The organism is Mycobacterium mantenii (assembly GCF_010731775.1).
GTDB lineage: Bacteria > Actinomycetota > Actinomycetes > Mycobacteriales > Mycobacteriaceae > Mycobacterium > Mycobacterium mantenii.
The window spans coordinates 6,113,172-6,130,028 of the sequence record NZ_AP022590.1; the positions used below are offsets into that span (position 1 = coordinate 6,113,172).

Here is a 16,857-nt window from a genome sequence, read left to right on the forward strand (position 1 = left end):
TGGGTCGCGATAATCAGCCGATTTCTCAGATCTTGACGGTCAGCGGCCACACGTTCCAGATGTCGTCGCAGTACTCGGTGATGGCCCGATCCGACGAGAACTTGCCGCTGCGCGCGGTATTGAGGATCGACATCCTCGTCCACGACTCGGTGTCCCGCCACGCGGCGCTCACCCCCTCCTGACAGGTCACATAGGACGCGTAGTCGGCGCACACCAGGAATGGATCGTCATTGCGGAGGTTGTCCACGAGCGGCCGGAACACCTCGGTGTCGCCGTGCGAAAACGTACCGCCGGCAATCAGATCCAGCACCGTGCACAGCTCCTCGTCGCCATCGATGTGGTCGGCCGGGCGGTATCCGCCCGCTTTGGCCGCCCCGACCTCCTGCTCCGTCAGGCCGAACAGGAAGAAGTTCTCCGGACCCACCTCGTCGCGCATCTCCACGTTCGCACCGTCGAGCGTGCCGATGGTCAGGGCGCCGTTGATCATGAACTTCATGTTCCCGGTGCCGGATGCCTCCTTGCCCGCGGTGGAGATCTGCTCGGACAGGTCGGCGGCCGGGTAGATCATGTGGGCGTTCTGCACGTTGAAGTTCGGCACGAACGCCACCTTCAGGAACCGGTTGACGTCCGGGTCGGCGTTGACGGTCTCCCCAACGGCATTGATCAGCTTGATGATTCGTTTCGCCATGAAATACCCGGGGGCCGCCTTGCCGCCGAAGATGAAGGCCCGCTGCGGAATCGACAGGCTGGGGTCCTGTTTGAGCCGGTGATACAGCGCCACGACGTGCAGGACATTGAGATGCTGGCGCTTGTACTCGTGGATGCGCTTGACCTGGACGTCGAACATCCAGTCCGGGTTGAGTTCGACGCCGGCCACCGAGTGGATGTACTTGGCAAGGCGCGCTTTGTTGTTGCGTTTGATGTCGCGCCATTCGCGGCGGAAGGCCGCGTCGTCGACGAACGGCTCGAGTCCGCGCAGGCGCCCCAAATCGGTCAACCAGCCGTCACCGACGGCGCGGTCTAGCAATTCCCGTAGCCCGGGGTTGGCCAGCGCCAGGAAGCGGCGCGGAGTCACGCCGTTGGTCTTGTTGCTGAACCGCGCCGGCCACATCTCGTAGAAGTCTTTGAGCACACTGCTTTTCAGCAGCTCCGAATGCAGCGCGGCGACACCGTTGATGGCGTGGCTGCCCACCGTGGCCAGGTGTGCCATCCGGACGCTTTTGCCGCCGTTCTCGCCGATGAGCGACATCCGGCCGACCCGCTCTTCGTCGCCGGGGAACAGGGCGCGCACCTCGTTGAGGAACCGGCGGTTGATCTCGTAGATGATCTCCAGGTGGCGGGGCAGCGCCTCGGCGAACATGTCCAGCGGCCAGGTCTCCAGCGCCTCGGGCAGCAGGGTGTGGTTAGTGTAGCCGAACGTCGCGACCGTGATCTCCCACGCCTCCTCCCAGTCCAGTTCGCGCTCGTCGACGAGCAACCGCATCAGTTCGGCGACGCCGATCGACGGGTGGGTGTCGTTGAGCTGCAAGGCAAACCGCTGGGGCAGCTCCTTGACCGAGACGTCGGCGAGATCGTCCATGATGTGCAGCACGTGCTGCAGCGAGCAGGATACGAAGAAGTACTGCTGCAGCAGGCGCAGCTGTTTACCCGCCTCCGGCTCGTCGTTCGGATAGAGCACCTTGGTGACCGTCTCCGACATGACCTCGTCTTCGACGGCGCCGTAGTAGTCGCCGGTGTTGAAGGCTTCCAACGCGAACGACTTGACGGCCCGCGCGCTCCACAGCGTCAGCACGTTGCAGGTGTTGACGCCATAACCCTGGATGGGCGTGTCATACGCGACGCCCTTCAGCACCCGCCCCGGCACCCACCGGACGCGGTCGTGGCCGGCGTCGTCCGTGTAGTGAGCGGCGTAGCCGCCCCACTTGACCAGGTAGTTGACATCGGGTTTGGCTATCTCCCAAGGGTTTCCGTGGTCCAACCAGTTGTCGGTTTGCTCGACCTGCCAGCCGTCGTGGATCTCCTGGTCGAAAATGCCGAACTCGTAACGGATTCCGTAACCGATCGCCGGACGCTCCAGGGTGGCGAGCGAGTCCAGGTAGCACGCAGCGAGCCGGCCGAGGCCGCCGTTGCCCAAGCCCGGTTCCTCCTCGCACGCCAGGACCGTGTCCAGGTTCTGGCCCATCGCCGCCAGCGCATCGCGGGCCGCCCGCTCCATGCCGAGGTTGAGCAGGTTGTTGCCCAGTTGGGGTCCCATCAGGAATTCCGCCGACAGGTAGCAGGTCACCTTGCGGCCCAGATCGAGCGAGGTCTGGGTGGACACCACGCGGCGGTCCTGCATGCGGTCGCGCACGGCCAGCGCGAGCGCCCGGTAGTAGTGCTCGGGCCGCCGGGCCGCGGCCGGGCGGCCGATCGAATAGCGCAGGTGATCGTTGATCGCCCGCTGTAGCGCGGTCGCGCCCATCCCGCTCCGGGAGTGCTCGACCAAGTCGGCCCGGGTGGGGCTGGAGGGGGAGAGTCCGTCGGAGGGCGGCTGGTCGACATCGGTCATGGTGGGTCCTACTCCCTGGAGGTTGCCGCAATCAACCGGTCCGCCCGAGGGCGAACAGACCGTCAGTCTGGCAGCGATGTTTGCACACCAGGCGCGCAGTTGAAGGCGGTTACGTAAACACCGGCTCACGGGCCGGCGACGAAACGGCGCTGATGGTGGCGGTCAGTGCGCGCCGGACAGGTTCAGCGTGACCACACCGGCGATGATCAGCCCCACCCCGACAATCTTCGTGACGGAGATCGTCGAGCCGAGGAACAACACGGCGATCAGCACGATGAGGGCGGTGCCGATCGCCGACCACAACGCGTAGGCGACGTCTGTCTGCATGCCGCGCGAAATCGATAGCGCCAGGAGCGCGAACGAGACGGCATAGCCGGTCAGGCAGATGACGGTCGGCCACAGCCGGGTGAAGCCCTCCGTGCTTTTGAGCAGGCTGGTCGCTATCACCTCTGCAAAGATCGCGCAGAAGAGGAACAGATAGGTCAAGACGCCTCCTTGCGTGCGGTCGTACATGTATGTGTGTACAGGACATGTCGTGGAAGGATTGCGCCGTATGACGTTTCCCGCGCGGCCATTGACGTTCGACGTCGGCGACGTGATCGGGGGGCAGGCGGCGCTGGCGGCGACCTACTATCCCGCGCGCACCGGCGCGCAGCCGCTGGGGCTGTTGGTCTGTCTGCCGGGTGGCACCTACAGCCGGGATTATTGGGACCTGCGCATCCCCGGCCATGAGGGATACAGCTTCGCCGATTTCGCCACCAGGAACGGCTACTCCGTGGTGACTATCGACCCGCTGGGTATCGGCGAAAGTTCGCAACCCGCATGTGATTTCGGGTTCGACGATATCGCCGCCACGCTCGCACACGCCGTCTCCGCCTTGCCCGGCGCCACCGGAATCAACGCGCCCCCGGTAGCGGTGGCGCATTCGCTGGGCGGGTATCTGGCGATCACCCAACAAGCGCTGTTCTCCAGCTTCGCCGCACTGGCCCTGCTCGGGTGCACCAACCAACACGTCGCGCCGCTGAACCTGGACCCGGCATTCATCGCCCGGGCGGCGACCGCGCGGGGACGGGCCGAGCTCGCCGGCGAGATCCTTTCCGCCCTGCCGCAGCCCTACTTCGAGGGGCCGCGCGAGTACTTGCAAAGCTGGTTTCACCTTGCCGACGTCCCCGCAGACGTCGTGGCGGCGGACTGCGTCGTCGCGAAATCGATGGTGCCGCGCGTGTTCGGCACCGCCATGATCCCCGGTGTCGTCGTTGAGCACGCCGCGCTGGTCGACGTCCCCGTGTTGGTCGGCTATGGCGTGGTCGACGTCTCACCGGACCCGCGGGCCGAGGCCGGCCTCTACCGCAACAGCCCGGACATCACCACCCTCGTCCTGGCCGACAGCGCGCACTGCCACAACATGGCGTCGAGTCGGTATCGGCTTTGGCGCCGTCTGCTCGACTGGGCCGCGGCCGTAACCTGTCGATCGTGACAACCGAGACCGACGGGCGACTGGGGCGTTATGCGCCGGCCGCGCTGAGCGTGTTCCGGATCGTCTACGGATTGCTGTTCGCCGCCTACGGCTCGCGCAGCCTGTTCGATTGGCCCATCCCTTCGCCGGTTCGGGTGGACTTCGGATCCTGGCCCGGCTGGTATGCGGGGTTGATCGAAATCCTCGCGGGCCTGCTGATCGCCGCCGGGCTGTTCACCCGCGCCGTCGCGTTCCTGGCCTCGGGGGAGATGGCGGTCGCCTATTTCTGGATCCATCAACCCAAGGCGCTCTGGCCCGTCGCCGATCCACCGGCGGGCAACGGCGGGGCGTTGGCGATCCTCTTCTGCTTCGCGTTCTTCCTGCTGATCTTCACGGGCGGCGGCAACTACTCGATCGATGCGCTGCGCGGGAGGGCACTTCCCCTCGATCGGCGATAATGGCATTCTCTGATGCGGAGAAGCCGTTTCCGGAGGAGGTCGAGGATGGGCGCACAACGCTGCGACGGGATGGTGGCTCTGGTCACCGGAAGCAGCCGGGGCCTGGGTAGGGCAATCGCCGCCCGGCTGGCTTCGGAGGGCGCGACGGTGGCGCTGACCGCCCGCACGATGGACCCCGACCCGAAGTACCAGGGGTCGCTGAGCCAGACCCGCGACGAGATTGTCGCCGCGGGCGGGAAAGCCATTGCGGTGCAGGCGGATCTATCGCAATCCGAGGAAAGGGAGAGGCTTTTCGCCGAAGTGGCCGGTGCCGTCGGCGCGCCCGACATCCTGGTCAACAACGCGGCGGTGACGTTCCTGCGGCCCCTCGACGGGTTTCCCGAGCGGCGGGCCCGGCTGATGATGGAGATGCACGTGCTGGGGCCCCTGCATCTGTGTCAGCTGGCGTTACCCGCGATGCGTGAGCGCGGACGGGGCTGGATCTTGAACCTGACCTCGGTGGGCGGCGACCTGCCGCCCGGGCCGCCGTTCTCGGAGTTCGACCGGACCGCGGGCTTCGGCATCTACGGCACGGCCAAGGCCGCACTCAACCGATTGACGAAAAGCCTTGCAGCCGAACTGCACGACGACGGAATCGCGGTCAACGCCGCCGCCCCGTCCAATCCCGTGGCCACCCCGGGCGCCGGAACCCTCGATCTGGCCAAGACCGACACCGAGGACATCGCGCTGATCACCGAGACGGCCTTCCGGTTGTGCACGGGTGACCCGAAGACCCTGACCGGGCGCATCGCCCACACCCAGCCTTTCCTCGCCGAGGTCGGCTGGACCGCGCCGGCGGGCTGAATGGCCGAGCTCGATCTGGGCGACCTGCGGCGGCGGCTCAGCGGCGCGGGTGTCGCCGACGTCGCTCCGCTGTCCGGCGGAGCCTCCGGTCTCACCTTCGCGGGCACCGCGGCCGGCCGGCGTGTGGTGATCAAGGCCGCTCCGCCGGGTGTCGAGCCGGTCGCGCATCGCGACGTGCTGCGTCAGGCCCGCATCATCAAAGCGCTTGCCGGGAGCGGTGTTCCGGTGCCCGCGGTGCTGTGGGAGGACGTGGGAGATCCGCCCGGCACGCCACCGCTGTACGTGATGGCGCATGTCGAAGGCGATTGTGTGGAGCCGTTATTCGACGATTGCCCGCCGACCGGCGGCCTGTCCGATCGGTACCGGAATGCATGCCGCGCCATGGCCGCGCTGCACAGACTCGCGCCAACGGACCTCGGGCTGGGCGATGAACCGGCGGTCGATCCGGTCGCTGAGGTCCACCGGTGGTCCGACACGCTGCGGACCGTCGATCCGGCGTTGGCGCCCGACTGGCCGAAAGTGCGCTACGCACTGCTGGATTGCGCACCGCGCGCGATGACACCCCGGGTGGTGCACGGAGACTTCCGGTTGGGCAACCTGCTCGTGACCGGGTCGCGCGTGAACGCGGTCATCGACTGGGAGATCTGGTCGATAGGCGATCCCCGCATCGACGCGGGCTGGTTCCTGATCAACTGCGACCCGGACACCTACCGGCGGGTGGCCGCACCCGACGGCACGGTGCCGCCGAGCGCCGAGCTCGCCGAACTGTATGAATCTGAGTTGGGTTGCGCGGTCAGCGACTTGGCCTGGTTCAGGGCGCTGGCGTGCTTCAAGTCGGCGGCCACCTGGTCCCTGATCGTCAAGCACAATCGGCGACGAGCTTCACCCCGAGCCGAATTGGAAGCCATGGCGGCAATGCTTCCGGGATTGTTGGACCGGGCGCGATCAATACTGGATTGATCGTGCGGGCGATCAGCCGCAGTTGGCGTGGAGGTTCTCGCAATACATTCCGACGCCACCCCAGTCGCCCGAGCCGAGCGAATCTTCGAACGGGTTCGTCATCGTGGTCGGATACTGAATTTGCCATTGGTCGGTGGACGGCAAGTCGGGTGGCTGGCCGGGATCTGGAGAGGCGAGCGCCGTGCCGGTGCCGCCCGTCAAAGCCGCCAAGGCCATCGAACCAGCAAGCAGTAGACCGGCGCACCTGCGTAGCATCATCGCGGTCCTTTCCGCCGTCTGCCCGAACTGCGGGTCAATTCTACCTTTGGTGTCTACATCGCATAAGAGTCACAAAGACACAACATTTTTGATCGGTCGCCCAGCAAATTTCGCTACTCGAACCGGCGGGTGCGTACGTTGTCGTGCGTGAGGCCGATTGCCGTGGTCATTCGTCGCGCCGTGCTGGTTGCCATGTGCCTCGTCATGTCACTGCCCACCGCGCCTTCGACCAGTGCGGATCCCGAAGTCGAGCCCGCCGGAGCAGCCGCGGCGCCGCCGGCCGGGGGTGCGGTCCCCTCGAATCCCCCCGCCATCCTGAACACTCCGGACGGCTGGACCCTGGGGTTGGGCGCGAAGGATGAGATGCAGGTTCCGGTGCCACCATTGACCACGTCCATCGCGTCGCGCGAATACATGGCCAGCGGCATATTCGTGGGCTCGCTGAAAGGACCCGAAGAGCCCCACGGCGTCCTAGAGGTGGGCTACCAAATCGGCTGCGGGATCGACATGAGCACCTCCAACGGCGTCATCATGGAGGGTGGTGCCGGCATCATCCCGGGCGTCAGCCCGACGTTCGACACCACCGGTACGTTGCCGCCGCTACTGCCGTATGTTTCCACCCCGATCAACGGCGTGATGAGCGTCGGACTCAAGCCCGGCCTCGTCATCGTGGTCCCGGTGATCAAGAAACAATTCAAGGGCGCGAATCCCTGGGTCATGATCAGCAACTTCCACGTCAAGATCGACGGGTGCGTGGGCCAGTCGTTCATCCGCTCCTATGCGGTGCTGACTCGAATGACCGACCTGTCCGACGTGGTGCTGTCGTACGTCGGCGTCACGAAATCGGTCTAGCCGCGGGGGATGCCGGCCAGCTTGTCGGCGAACTTCGCCTCCGCGGCCGCGCGCAACCGCAGCAGATGCTCGGAGGGAAACAGATCGGGCGCGGGTTCACGGTCCTTCAGCAGCAGCCGGGCCAGCGTGACCTTGTGCACCTCGGTCGGGCCGTCGGCCAGTCCGAGCACGAACGACTCCACCAGATACTGCACGAACGGCATCTCATGCGTGGTGCCCAACGACCCGTGCACCTGCAGCGCCCGCGAGGACACATCATGCAGCACCTTCTGCATCATCGCCTTCACCGCCGAGATGTCGGTCCGCACCGCCTTGTAATCGTTGAATTGGTCAATCTTCCAAGCCGTTTGCAGCGTCAGCAGCCGAAATGCCTCGATCTCCATCCACGAGTCGGCGACCATCTCCTGCACGAGTTGCTTTTTGGCCAACACCTCGCCCTGGGTGTAGCGCGACGCCGCCCGCTCGCAGATCATGTCGAAGATCCGGCGGACCAGGCCCACGGTGCGCATCGCGTGGTGAATCCGCCCGCCGCCCAGGCGGGTCTGCGCGACGACGAAGGCCGCACCCCTCGGGCCCAACATGTGATCGGCGGGCACGCGGACGTTTTCGTATCGGACATAACCCTCACGCCCACCGCCGACCGGCTGGTAACCCAGCCCGACATCGCGCAGCACGTTGATACCGCGGGTGTCGCCGGGAACCACGAACATCGAGTAGCGCTCGTACGGCGGCGCCTCGGGATCGGTCATCGCCATCACGATGATGAACGACGCCATCGAGGCGAACGACGAAAACCACTTCTCCCCGTTGATGATCCAGTGATCACCGTCCTGCACCGCGGTGGTGCGGAATACCTTCGGGTCGGCCCCGCCCTGCGGCTCGGTCATCGAGAAGCACGAGATGATGCGGTTGTCCAGCAGCGGCTCCAGGTAGCGCTCCTTTAGCTCGGGTGTGCCGTAGTGGGCCAGGATTTCGCTGTTGCCCGAATCGGGGGCCTGTGAGCCGAAGACGATCGGCGCGCACTCCGAGCGGCCCAGGATCTCGTTGAGCAGCGCCAACTTCACCTGCCCGTAGCCCGGACCACCCAGCTGCGGGCCCAGGTGGGTGGCCCACAGGCCGCGCTTTTTCACGATCTCCTGCAGCGGCGGGATCAGCGCCTGACGCACCGGGTCATTGAGGTCGTGGGATTCCTTGACAATCAGGTCGATCGGCTCGCACTCTTCGCGCACGAAGCCTTCGACCCATTGCAGTTGTTCTGCCCACTCCGGGTCGGTGGAGAAGTCCCACGACATATGTCGTCCTCTCTGGGTCGGTCAATTGGCGCTGCTTTGGGCCACCACGCCGGCGTGCTCGAGCGCGGTGATGGCGTCGGCGTCCAGGCCGAGCTCGCGCAGCACCGCGCGGGTGTGATCGCCGGGAAGCGATGGCGGTGCGGGCGTGACCGGACGGGTTCGGGAGAAGCGGGGCGCCGGTGCGGGCTGCGTAACGCCGTCGAGCTCGACGAAGGTCTGCCGCGCGACGTTGTGCGGATGTCGCGGCGCCTCGGTCAGCGAAAGCACCGGTGTCGCACAACATCCCGGCGTGTCGAGGAGGCGCTCCCACTCGGCGCGCGGCTTCTCGGCGAAGCGCGCAGCCAGCGCGGCCCGGTGGCCGGCCCACGCGTCCGGGTCGTCCTCGTCGTGGGGTACATCCACGTCGAGCCGGTCGCACAGTTCGGCGTAGAACTTTGGCTCCATCGCGCCGACGGCGATGTGGCCCCCGTCGGCCGTGGCGTAGGCGCCGTAGAAGTGCGCGGCACCATCGAGCAGATTGTCCTGACGCCGGTCGCGCCACGTGCCGGCGCGCAGCATGCCGAAATACGGAGCCAGCAGGGCGGCAACGCCGTCGACCATCGCCACATCGAGGACCTGACCCGCGCCCGAGGCGCGGGCCTCGAGGATCGCGCTGAGCAGCCCCACCGCCAACAGCATTGCGCCGCCACCGTAGTCGCCGACGAGATTCAGCGGCGGTACCGGCGTTTCCGCGGTGCCGATGGCGTGCAGAGCGCCCGTCAGCGCGAGGTAATTAATGTCATGACCGGCGTGACCGGCCAGGGGGCCGTCCTGCCCGTAGCCGGTCATGCGGGCATAGACCAGGCGAGGATTGAGTTCCCGCAACACCTCCGGGCCGACGCCCAGGCGCTCGGCCACTCCGGGCCGGTACACGTCGACGAAGGCATCGGCGTCGGCGGCCAGCCGACGAACGAGCTCCCGGCCGCGCGGGTCCTTCACATCGGCGGCCAGTGAACGCTGGCTGCGCCGTACCGTGTAGTCCACCGGCAGAGGAGCGTCGACACCCGCCAGCGCATCGATGCGGATGACTTCGGCGCCCAAGTCTCCCAACAGCATTCCGCACAGCGGTGCGGGTCCCAACCCGCCCATCATGATGATGCGCACGCCGTGCAGGGGACCGGTCATTTCGACCACTTTTGCCGGCGTTCGGCCGCCTCGTCGGTCGCGTGGCAAATCACCTGATTGCGGTTTTCCAGTTCCATGGCCGACGCCAGGCTCGCGGCGTCAGTGTTGACCTGAAGGGCGCGTTTGGTGAGTTGCGCGCCGAGCGGCGCATGGCTCGCGATCAGCGACGCCAGCTCCACCGCGCGGCCGGTCAGTCGGTCCGGTTCGATGACCTCGCTGACCAGGCCGCGCCGGTCGGCCTCGCCGGCCGACACGTTCCGGCCGGTGAGCATCCAGTCGGCCGCAACGCTGGTGCCGACGATGCGCGGCAGGTGGTAGCTCATGCCCATCTCGGCGCCCGAGAGCCCGAGCAGGATGGCGGCGTTGCCGAAAGAGGCTGCCGTTGAACAGATTCGGATGTCGGCGGCCAGGCACAGCGCGAGCCCGGCCCCCACGCACGGGCCGTTGACCGCGGCGATGACGGGCTGCGGCAACGCATGCACCGCTTCGGCGAGGGCGGCCATCCTCTCCTGAAAGCGCATCCGATCCAGCGCGGGTGCGCCGGCGTCCAGCATCGAGGGCCCGAAGTCGTGCATGTCGATGCCCGCGCAGAAGCCACGTCCGGCACCGGTCAGCACGACGGCGTGCACCGTAGGATTGGCGGCCAAATCGCCAAGGGTGTACCGCAATTCGGTCTGCATCGTCTCGTTGATGGCGTTGAGCCGCTGCGGGCGATTCAGCCGCAGAACGGCGACCGCGTTGCAGGGCTGTTCGAGCTCCACCGTTTCCAGCATGGTCACACCCGCTCGATGATCGTTGCCGTGCCCATCCCGCCACCGGTACACATGGTCACCAGACCCGTTGTCAGATCACGGCGTTCGAGCTCGTCCAGAACGGTGCCGATCAGCATTGCGCCGGTGGCGCCGATGGGGTGTCCGAGCGCGATCGCCCCGCCGTTGACGTTGACCACCTCGGGGTCGATGTCGAGATCGCGCATCGTCTTCAGCGGAACGGCGGCGAAGGCCTCGTTGATCTCCCAGAGGTCGATGTCGGCCACAGTCATGCCGGCGCGCTCGAGGCATCGCTGCGCCGCGGGACCGGGCGCGGTGAGCATGATGATCGGTTCGCTGCCGACGGCGGCGGTGGCCCTGATCTGCGCGCGTGGCGTCACCCGATGGGTGTGCATCCAGTTCGAGGAGGCCAGCGCCACCGCGGCGGCGCCGTCGACGACCCCGGAGGAGTTGCCCGCGTGGTGCACGTGGTCGATGTGGTCGATGTCGGGGTAGCGCTGCAGGCATATCTCGTCGAACGTGCGTCGCTCACCATCGGCACACGCGGCGCCCATCGCGGCGAAGGCCGGTTTGAGGCGGGCCAGCGATTCGGTGGTGGTGCCGGGGCGGGGATGTTCGTCGCGCTCGAGGCAACCGGCCGGTGTCGGCACGTCGACCAGCGAACGCTCGAAGTGTCCCTGCTCGATGGCCGCGCCGGCGCGGCTCTGGCTCTGCGCGGCGTAGGCGTCGACGACGTCGCGGGTGAATCCCTCCAGGGTTGCGATGAGGTCGGCCGAAATACCTTGGGGAACAGTCGGATAGAGTGAGCGAAGATCCGGGTTGTTGCCGTCGATGGTCGGGACGCCCGCGGTGACGTCCCAGCGCGACATCGACTCGACGCCGCCGGCGAGCACCAGATCTTCGCTGCCCGCGGCGATGGCCGAGGCGGCAACGGTCACGGCCTGCTGGCCCGACCCGCAGAATCGGCTCAGCGTCATCCCGGGAACGCTCTCGGGCCAGCCCGCCAGCAGCACCGACAGGCGGGCGATGTCGTCGCCATGGTCTCCGCTGAGAATGCCGTTGCCGGCGATCACGTCGTCGACGTCGGCTGGGTCGAAGCCGATCCGCTCGGCCAGCGCGTTGAGGCACCGGGAGAGCAGGGCCTGCGGATGCACGCCGTGCAGTCCGCCGTCGGGACGGCCACGCCCGCGGGGCGTGCGGACCGCGTCGAGAATCCAGGCGTCGATGATGGACTCCGATCGTCATGGTTCAGGGGACCTGGTTCGGACGGACCGGCACGGGTCACCAGCGATCGTAATCCGTCTCTCGACTGCGGAGAACTACCTTCTCCAAATTGGCGAAGCTGTTCTCGCTCGGTATTGGCGGGCAGCGGGTTGCGTTTCTCTGGTCACATGCCCCCGCCGGTCCCCGCTGGGCCGGATGGGATGTTTGCCCGCCTTTGAGCGACAACCCTGCGAGCGGGCCAGAGCGCGGTGGAGTTGTCGCTCAAAGGCGGGCACTTGACACTGTCCTTCCGGCGAGCGAGCGACGCTACCCGAGCGGTTGCACCCAGTCGCTGATCTGGCGCATCGATCAGGGCCGCGAAACCGGCTGTCCGATGGGGTGATCGGCCGGGCCTGAGGTCGCGCAGTCGGGCTCTGCCGCACGACAACCCGCGCGCCGAAGGTAAACAGCGCGGGCGGCGGCGCATAACCGGACCTTCAGCGGGTAGCCAGGCGCCATGACCAAGATCGGATACTTTCTGACCTGCGAGCAATTCGGCCCGAAGGAACTCATCGACCAGGCCAAGCGTGCGGAGGACGCGGGGTTCGAAGCGCTGTGGATCTCCGACCACTACCACCCCTGGAACGACGAGCAGGGCCAGAGCCCGTTCGTGTGGGGAGTCATCGGTGCGCTGTCGGAGGCGACGTCGCTGCCGGTGAGCACCGCGGTGACCTGCCCGACCATCCGAATCCACCCGGCAATCATCGCGCAGGCGTCGGCCACCGCGGCCGTGCAACTCGACGGACGCTTCGTGCTCGGGGTCGGCAGCGGCGAGGCCCTCAACGAACACATTCTGGGCGATCCCTGGCCGTCCGCCGGGGTGCGTCTCGAGATGCTGGAGGAGTCGATCGAGGTCATCCGCAAGCTGCACAAGGGTGGTGAGGTGAGCCACCACGGCAAGCATTACGAGGTGCAAGAAGCGCAGATCTACACCCGGCCGGACCAGCCGGTGCCGATCTACGTTTCGGCCTTCGGCCCGCAGGCCGTTGAGCTGGCCGCCCGCGTCGGCGACGGCTACAGCACCGCCATGCCCGACGGCGACCTGGTCAAGCAATTTCGGGAGGCCGGCGGCGGCGACAAGCCGGTGCAGGGCGGTATGAAGGTCTGCTGGGACGGGGACGCCGACGCCGCCCTGAAGACGGCGCACCGGTTGTGGGGCAACGAGGGGCTGCCCGGTCAGACATCGCAAATCTTGCCGCGGCCCAAGGACTTTGCGGCCCTCATGTCCCTGGTGCCGCCGGAGGCGGTGGCCGAGAGCGTGGCGTGCGGACCGGATCCTGAAAAGCACATCGCCCAGGTCCGCAAGTACATCGACGCCGACGTCGACGAGATCTACGTGCAGCAGATCGGCCCCGACATGGACGGGTTCTTCGCGGCGTGGGAGCAGGGCGTGCTGCCCGAGGTGCGCGGGTAGGGATCAGCCCTCGAAATCGGTGCTGCTGGTGAGCTCTTCCCATTTTGCGATCTCGGCCGCCCGCGCGTCCGCGGTGTAGCGATACAAGCCCAGCGCGTCGGGTCCCAGCAACAAAAAGGCCGGCGGCTCAGGCGATTCGACGGCCGCGATGATCGCGTTGGCCGCCTTGGCGGGATCGCCGACCTGGTTGCCGTGCATGGTGTCGTTCTCCTTGCGCCGCTGTCCCGCGGTGGCGGCGTAGTCCTCGATGACGGTCGCCGACTGCACCAGCGAGCGCCCGGCGAAGTCGGTGCGAAACGCGCCGGGCTCGACGATGGTCACCGAAATACCCAGCGGCACAAGCTCACCGCGCAACGCTCCACTCATGCCCTCGATCGCGGCCTTGGCCGCCGCGTAGTAGCCGGACCCCACCGGGGTCACAGTTGCGCCGATCGAGGAGATGTTCACGATGGCGCCGCTGCGGCGCGCCCGCATGCCGGGAAGCACGGCCTTGATCATGGCGACGGTGCCGAAGAAGTGCGTCTCGAACAGGGCGCGGACGTCGGTGTCGTCGCCCTCCTCGACCGCGGCGCGATACCCGTAGCCGGCGTTGTTGACCAGTACGTCGATATGGCCGAATCGCTCGACCGTCCGCTGTACGGCCGAGGCGACCTGCGCGGGCTCGGTGACATCGAGGGCGGCGGCGAGCACCCGTTCGGGTGCGGTCTCGGCCAGGTCGGCGACCGCGGCCGCGTCACGCGCGGTGACGACGGCGTTGTGGCCGGCGCCGATCACCGCCTGGGCCAGCGCCCGGCCGAGCCCGGTCGAGCACCCGGTGATGAGCCATGTGGACATGGGGCACCTCAACTTTCGAATGCCGGACCGTCGAACCGATCACGGGTGATGAACTCCGCGACCGGCCTGCGGCGCAGTTTGGTCAACTGCCGCACGGGTTTTCCGAGCGGCACCACCGCGGCCACCGCGTGTAGCTCGGGGATGCCCAGCAGTTCGCGGACTTGTTCTTCGGCCGCGATGGCCATCGTCGTGATGGTGCCGCCGTAGCCCTCACTGCGCGCGGCGAGCAGAATGTTCCAAATCAGTGGGTATACCGATGCCCCACCCGCGATACCGACGCGGTCCAGTTCCTGATCGACGGCGGCAACAACGGCCAGATCTACTGAAATGACAAGGACGACAGGCGCTTTGGCGATCGGCGCCACGAACGTGTCGGGAACCTCGGTCGCGTCGATGACGTCTTGCGGCACGGCGCTGGGGTGCACCGAATTCCACGGGTTTTCCTCTGCCCGCAACTGGGCGAAGTAGCGGCGGGCGGCGGGCTTGCCCAGTTCGGCCAGCCGGCGGCGGACCGTTTCGTCGCGCACTACGGTGATGTGGGCGCCCTGCCTGTTGCCGCCGCTGGGAGCGAACCGGGCGTTGCCGAAGATGCGCCCCAGCACCTCGTCGGGCAAGGGATCTCCCGTGAACTCCCGTGCCGCGAAAGTTGTTCGCATCACGTCGTATAGCCGCATGGCGGGATGACTCATCAACTCGCCGACGCGCACCGCTCCAGGCGGAAGGTGCGTTCGAAGCCGGACGATCGCGTCGTCAACGTCACTTCCACCGCACCGCTGGGGGCGATGACGTAGCGCTCCTCGACGTCGGGCCCGTCCGTCCACCGGCCGACCGGCTGACGCCCGAGGTCGTCGCGGTCGTACAGCGCCGGGTCGAACGGGAACAACACCGGGTCATAGGGCGTGACGTCTCCGTCGGGCCGCCCGTTGACCAGGCGGCTGCACTCCACGAACCGGAAGTGCCCGATGTTGTGTGCCGCTCGATACCGTCGTTTCACCACCAGCGGGGATTGCCCGTCGGCCGGCAGCGAAACGTCCTTGCACACGATCGGGTCGAACACCACTCCGGCGCCGGCCTCGGCCTCCCGGAAGACTCCGAAATTCCGCGAGAAGCGTTCGGACAGCGCGAAACCGGACTCCTTGTCCAGGAAGACCGCGAGTCCGATGGCCGTGGCGGCGAACGGGTGCGGCGAGCGTTTCACCCGCTTCTCGCCGAAGGCGCCGCGCAGCATCCGGGACACCAGCGGGAAACCGCCGGCCCCGCCGACGACGTAGATGCCCGCCACCTCCGACCAGTCCACGTCCGCGCGTCCTCGCGCCGGGTCGCGCAGGACTCGGTTGAGCAACTCCATCGTCTGGTCGACCAGCGGTGCGCACACCGAATAGACGTCGTCGATGGGGCAGGAGAACGGGGGCCGATCGACGGGGGACAGGTCCACCAGGAATCGGCGTGTCTGCGGCCCGACGGCCTCCTTGCGCGCGGCGCACTCCTCAGCCAGCAGGTCGCGCTGGGCGGCGTCGAGGGCGGGCAGGTCCGCGCCCGCCTGCACGAGCTCGACGATCGCCTCGTCGAAGTCGTCACCCCCGAGGCGCTGAATGCCCTCGCTGACGACGACCTCGTTCGCGTGCCCCGTCATCTTCAGCAGCGACGCGTCGAATGTGCCGCCGCCGAGGTCGTAGATGAGGACGTATTCGCGTTTGGCGGTGATGGTCGACCGGTATCGGTGGGCGTATTCCAGGCTGGCGGCCGACGGCTCGTTGAGCAGCGCGACGACGTGAAAACCGGCGCCCACGTAGGCATCCAGGGTCAGCAGGCGCTGGGCGCTAGAGGCGTTGGCCGGCACGCTGATCGCGGCTTCGACGGCTTCGCCCGGGGCCAGGGTGGCGTTCGAGTGCCGCTGCAGATCGGTTTTCAGCTGGGCTAGGAAGCCGGTGAGGAGGTCTGCCAGGCGGTAGTCACGGCCGGCCAGGGTCACCTCGGTCTGGGGCCCGGCGTCGTTGAGCAAGCGTTTGAACGAGCGCAGCACCGACCATGCCGGGTCGTGGCGGACGGCGGCGGCCTCCGCGCCGAACCGCAACTCCCCGGCGGCGTTGGCGGCGATGAGCGACGGCCACGCATCCGCGCCCTCGAAGGAGACGACGGGATAGTTGCCGCGGTCGACGGCCGCAACGACGGTGTGGGTGGTGCCGAAGTCGATACCGACTCTCATCGCGCAAGTTTAGGACCGCGCCGCTGACTTCGGCAGGACCTTTTCGCGGCGTGCCCCTCCGCGTTGGGTCAGACCTCGAAGTGGCGCTCGTAGTCGTTGCGCTCGAGGCGCCACTGCAGGTTGTGGGTTCCCACTGCGAGCAGCATCATCAACCCGGCGCAGGCGACGCTGATGATCACGTTCACAGCCTGTCCAGTTCGCGTGCCATGCGAGCGTCCTCGAGGTAGGCGTAGTGCCTCAGGTAGGGGTGCCGTGGCCGATTCGCGTCCGCGACCATGTGCCGCAGCGCGGCGGTGATCCGGCTGCCGAGCGGGGCGCGGCGCGTCTCCTGGACGACGGCGGTGCCGAAGAGCACCTGCTGGGTACTGATCAGAACCTCTGCGCTTGCCGCGTTCACCGAGGCCGCCGAGGGCGATTGCGGAATGGGCTCGTTGACGGTAGGGGGTGAGGTCCGGAGTCCCGTTGGCGTGACCAGCATTTCGTCCACCTTCTTCGCGTTGCGTCCCCGTTGAGCAGGTAGGTCGGCTCGTGACGGACTC

17 protein-coding genes are annotated in these 16,857 nt (G+C 67.2%); 6 read left to right on the top strand and 11 right to left on the bottom strand.

Going from position 1 to position 16,857, the window contains the following annotated elements; translation table 11 throughout:
• Positions 1-25 precede the first annotated feature (25 nt).
• Positions 26-2,461, bottom strand: coding sequence for a glycogen/starch/alpha-glucan phosphorylase (locus tag G6N50_RS28370; protein ID WP_142275427.1), 2,436 nt, complete (start codon positions 2,459-2,461; stop codon positions 26-28).
• Positions 2,462-2,710: 249 nt separating this feature from the next.
• Positions 2,711-3,034: a DMT family transporter gene (locus G6N50_RS28375; RefSeq protein WP_083093116.1), complete on the bottom strand. Its 324-nt coding sequence runs from the start codon at positions 3,032-3,034 to the stop codon at positions 2,711-2,713.
• Positions 3,035-3,101: 67 nt separating this feature from the next.
• Here G6N50_RS28375 and G6N50_RS28380 point away from each other — a divergent pair, with 67 nt between their 5' ends.
• The 4 genes from G6N50_RS28380 to G6N50_RS28395 are packed head-to-tail and all read left to right on the top strand — an operon-like array spanning position 3,102 to position 6,265.
• Positions 3,102-4,025 (top strand): alpha/beta hydrolase, encoded by a 924-nt coding sequence (locus G6N50_RS28380; RefSeq protein ID WP_083092837.1) that lies wholly within the window; start codon positions 3,102-3,104, stop codon positions 4,023-4,025.
• Positions 4,022-4,462 (top strand): DoxX family protein, encoded by a 441-nt coding sequence (locus G6N50_RS28385; protein WP_083092835.1) that lies wholly within the window; start codon positions 4,022-4,024, stop codon positions 4,460-4,462. The genes G6N50_RS28380 and G6N50_RS28385 overlap by 4 nt, the downstream gene beginning before the upstream one ends.
• Positions 4,463-4,507: 45 nt before the next feature.
• On the top strand, positions 4,508-5,305 hold the full coding sequence (locus G6N50_RS28390) for an SDR family NAD(P)-dependent oxidoreductase (protein WP_083092834.1): 798 nt from the start codon (positions 4,508-4,510) through the stop codon (positions 5,303-5,305).
• On the top strand, positions 5,306-6,265 hold the full coding sequence (locus G6N50_RS28395) for a phosphotransferase family protein (protein ID WP_083092832.1): 960 nt from the start codon (positions 5,306-5,308) through the stop codon (positions 6,263-6,265).
• Between the two features lie 12 nt (positions 6,266-6,277).
• Here G6N50_RS28395 and G6N50_RS28400 read toward each other — a convergent pair whose 3' ends face one another.
• Positions 6,278-6,481: a hypothetical protein gene (locus tag G6N50_RS28400; RefSeq protein WP_232068852.1), complete on the bottom strand. Its 204-nt coding sequence runs from the start codon at positions 6,479-6,481 to the stop codon at positions 6,278-6,280.
• Positions 6,482-6,727: 246 nt separating this feature from the next.
• Here G6N50_RS28400 and G6N50_RS28405 point away from each other — a divergent pair, with 246 nt between their 5' ends.
• Positions 6,728-7,375 (top strand): MspA family porin, encoded by a 648-nt coding sequence (locus tag G6N50_RS28405; protein ID WP_083093115.1) that lies wholly within the window; start codon positions 6,728-6,730, stop codon positions 7,373-7,375.
• On the opposite strand, the gene G6N50_RS28410 is transcribed toward G6N50_RS28405, so the two are convergent.
• The 4 genes from G6N50_RS28410 to G6N50_RS28425 are packed head-to-tail and all read right to left on the bottom strand — an operon-like array spanning position 7,372 to position 11,815.
• Complete coding sequence (locus G6N50_RS28410) at positions 7,372-8,667, bottom strand: acyl-CoA dehydrogenase family protein (RefSeq protein WP_083092829.1); 1,296 nt, start codon at positions 8,665-8,667, stop codon at positions 7,372-7,374. The two genes, G6N50_RS28405 and G6N50_RS28410, sit on opposite strands and share 4 nt — an antisense overlap.
• Positions 8,668-8,688: 21 nt before the next feature.
• Entirely contained in the window at positions 8,689-9,831 is a 1,143-nt protein-coding gene (locus tag G6N50_RS28415; protein WP_083092827.1) for a CaiB/BaiF CoA transferase family protein, read from the bottom strand.
• Entirely contained in the window at positions 9,828-10,604 is a 777-nt protein-coding gene (locus G6N50_RS28420; RefSeq protein ID WP_083092825.1) for an enoyl-CoA hydratase/isomerase family protein, read from the bottom strand. Before G6N50_RS28420 ends, G6N50_RS28415 begins: the two co-directional genes overlap by 4 nt.
• A gap of 2 nt (positions 10,605-10,606) precedes the next feature.
• Positions 10,607-11,815 carry an acetyl-CoA C-acetyltransferase gene (locus G6N50_RS28425; protein WP_083092823.1) on the bottom strand — a complete coding sequence of 403 codons (1,209 nt, stop codon included), beginning with the start codon at positions 11,813-11,815 and terminating at the stop codon, positions 10,607-10,609.
• A 506-nt stretch (positions 11,816-12,321) separates the two neighbouring features.
• Here G6N50_RS28425 and G6N50_RS28430 point away from each other — a divergent pair.
• Positions 12,322-13,278 carry an LLM class F420-dependent oxidoreductase gene (locus tag G6N50_RS28430; protein WP_083092822.1) on the top strand — a complete coding sequence of 319 codons (957 nt, stop codon included), beginning with the start codon at positions 12,322-12,324 and terminating at the stop codon, positions 13,276-13,278.
• 3 nt (positions 13,279-13,281) lie between these two features.
• On the opposite strand, the gene G6N50_RS28435 is transcribed toward G6N50_RS28430, so the two are convergent.
• The 4 genes from G6N50_RS28435 to G6N50_RS28450 all read right to left on the bottom strand — a co-directional run bounded on the left by G6N50_RS28435 (position 13,282) and on the right by G6N50_RS28450 (position 16,796).
• On the bottom strand, positions 13,282-14,112 hold the full coding sequence (locus tag G6N50_RS28435) for an oxidoreductase (protein WP_083092820.1): 831 nt from the start codon (positions 14,110-14,112) through the stop codon (positions 13,282-13,284).
• Between the two features lie 8 nt (positions 14,113-14,120).
• On the bottom strand, positions 14,121-14,786 hold the full coding sequence (locus G6N50_RS28440; protein ID WP_179970200.1) for a nitroreductase family protein: 666 nt from the start codon (positions 14,784-14,786) through the stop codon (positions 14,121-14,123).
• A gap of 14 nt (positions 14,787-14,800) precedes the next feature.
• On the bottom strand, positions 14,801-16,318 hold the full coding sequence (locus G6N50_RS28445) for an Hsp70 family protein (RefSeq protein WP_083092817.1): 1,518 nt from the start codon (positions 16,316-16,318) through the stop codon (positions 14,801-14,803).
• Positions 16,319-16,499: 181 nt separating this feature from the next.
• Complete coding sequence (locus tag G6N50_RS28450; protein WP_142275416.1) at positions 16,500-16,796, bottom strand: hypothetical protein; 297 nt, start codon at positions 16,794-16,796, stop codon at positions 16,500-16,502.
• Positions 16,797-16,857: the final 61 nt, after the last annotated feature.

Bases quoted from the DNA above. Each gene is read 5' to 3' on its own strand.
- G6N50_RS28380 (WP_083092837.1), top strand. From the start codon at position 3,102: ATGACGTTTCCCGCGCGGCCATTGACGTTCGACGTCGGCGACGTGATC.
- G6N50_RS28445 (WP_083092817.1), bottom strand. From the start codon at position 16,318: ATGAGAGTCGGTATCGACTTCGGCACCACCCACACCGTCGTTGCGGCC.
- G6N50_RS28390 (WP_083092834.1), top strand. From the start codon at position 4,508: ATGGGCGCACAACGCTGCGACGGGATGGTGGCTCTGGTCACCGGAAGC.
- G6N50_RS28420 (WP_083092825.1), bottom strand. From the start codon at position 10,604: ATGCTGGAAACGGTGGAGCTCGAACAGCCCTGCAACGCGGTCGCCGTT.
- G6N50_RS28405 (WP_083093115.1), top strand. From the start codon at position 6,728: ATGTCACTGCCCACCGCGCCTTCGACCAGTGCGGATCCCGAAGTCGAG.
- G6N50_RS28410 (WP_083092829.1), bottom strand. From the start codon at position 8,667: ATGTCGTGGGACTTCTCCACCGACCCGGAGTGGGCAGAACAACTGCAA.
- G6N50_RS28400 (WP_232068852.1), bottom strand. From the start codon at position 6,481: ATGGCCTTGGCGGCTTTGACGGGCGGCACCGGCACGGCGCTCGCCTCT.
- G6N50_RS28440 (WP_179970200.1), bottom strand. From the start codon at position 14,786: ATGCGGCTATACGACGTGATGCGAACAACTTTCGCGGCACGGGAGTTC.
- G6N50_RS28395 (WP_083092832.1), top strand. From the start codon at position 5,306: ATGGCCGAGCTCGATCTGGGCGACCTGCGGCGGCGGCTCAGCGGCGCG.
- G6N50_RS28430 (WP_083092822.1), top strand. From the start codon at position 12,322: ATGACCAAGATCGGATACTTTCTGACCTGCGAGCAATTCGGCCCGAAG.
- G6N50_RS28415 (WP_083092827.1), bottom strand. From the start codon at position 9,831: ATGACCGGTCCCCTGCACGGCGTGCGCATCATCATGATGGGCGGGTTG.
- G6N50_RS28450 (WP_142275416.1), bottom strand. From the start codon at position 16,796: ATGCTGGTCACGCCAACGGGACTCCGGACCTCACCCCCTACCGTCAAC.
- G6N50_RS28370 (WP_142275427.1), bottom strand. From the start codon at position 2,461: ATGGGCGCGACCGCGCTACAGCGGGCGATCAACGATCACCTGCGCTAT.
- G6N50_RS28435 (WP_083092820.1), bottom strand. From the start codon at position 14,112: ATGTCCACATGGCTCATCACCGGGTGCTCGACCGGGCTCGGCCGGGCG.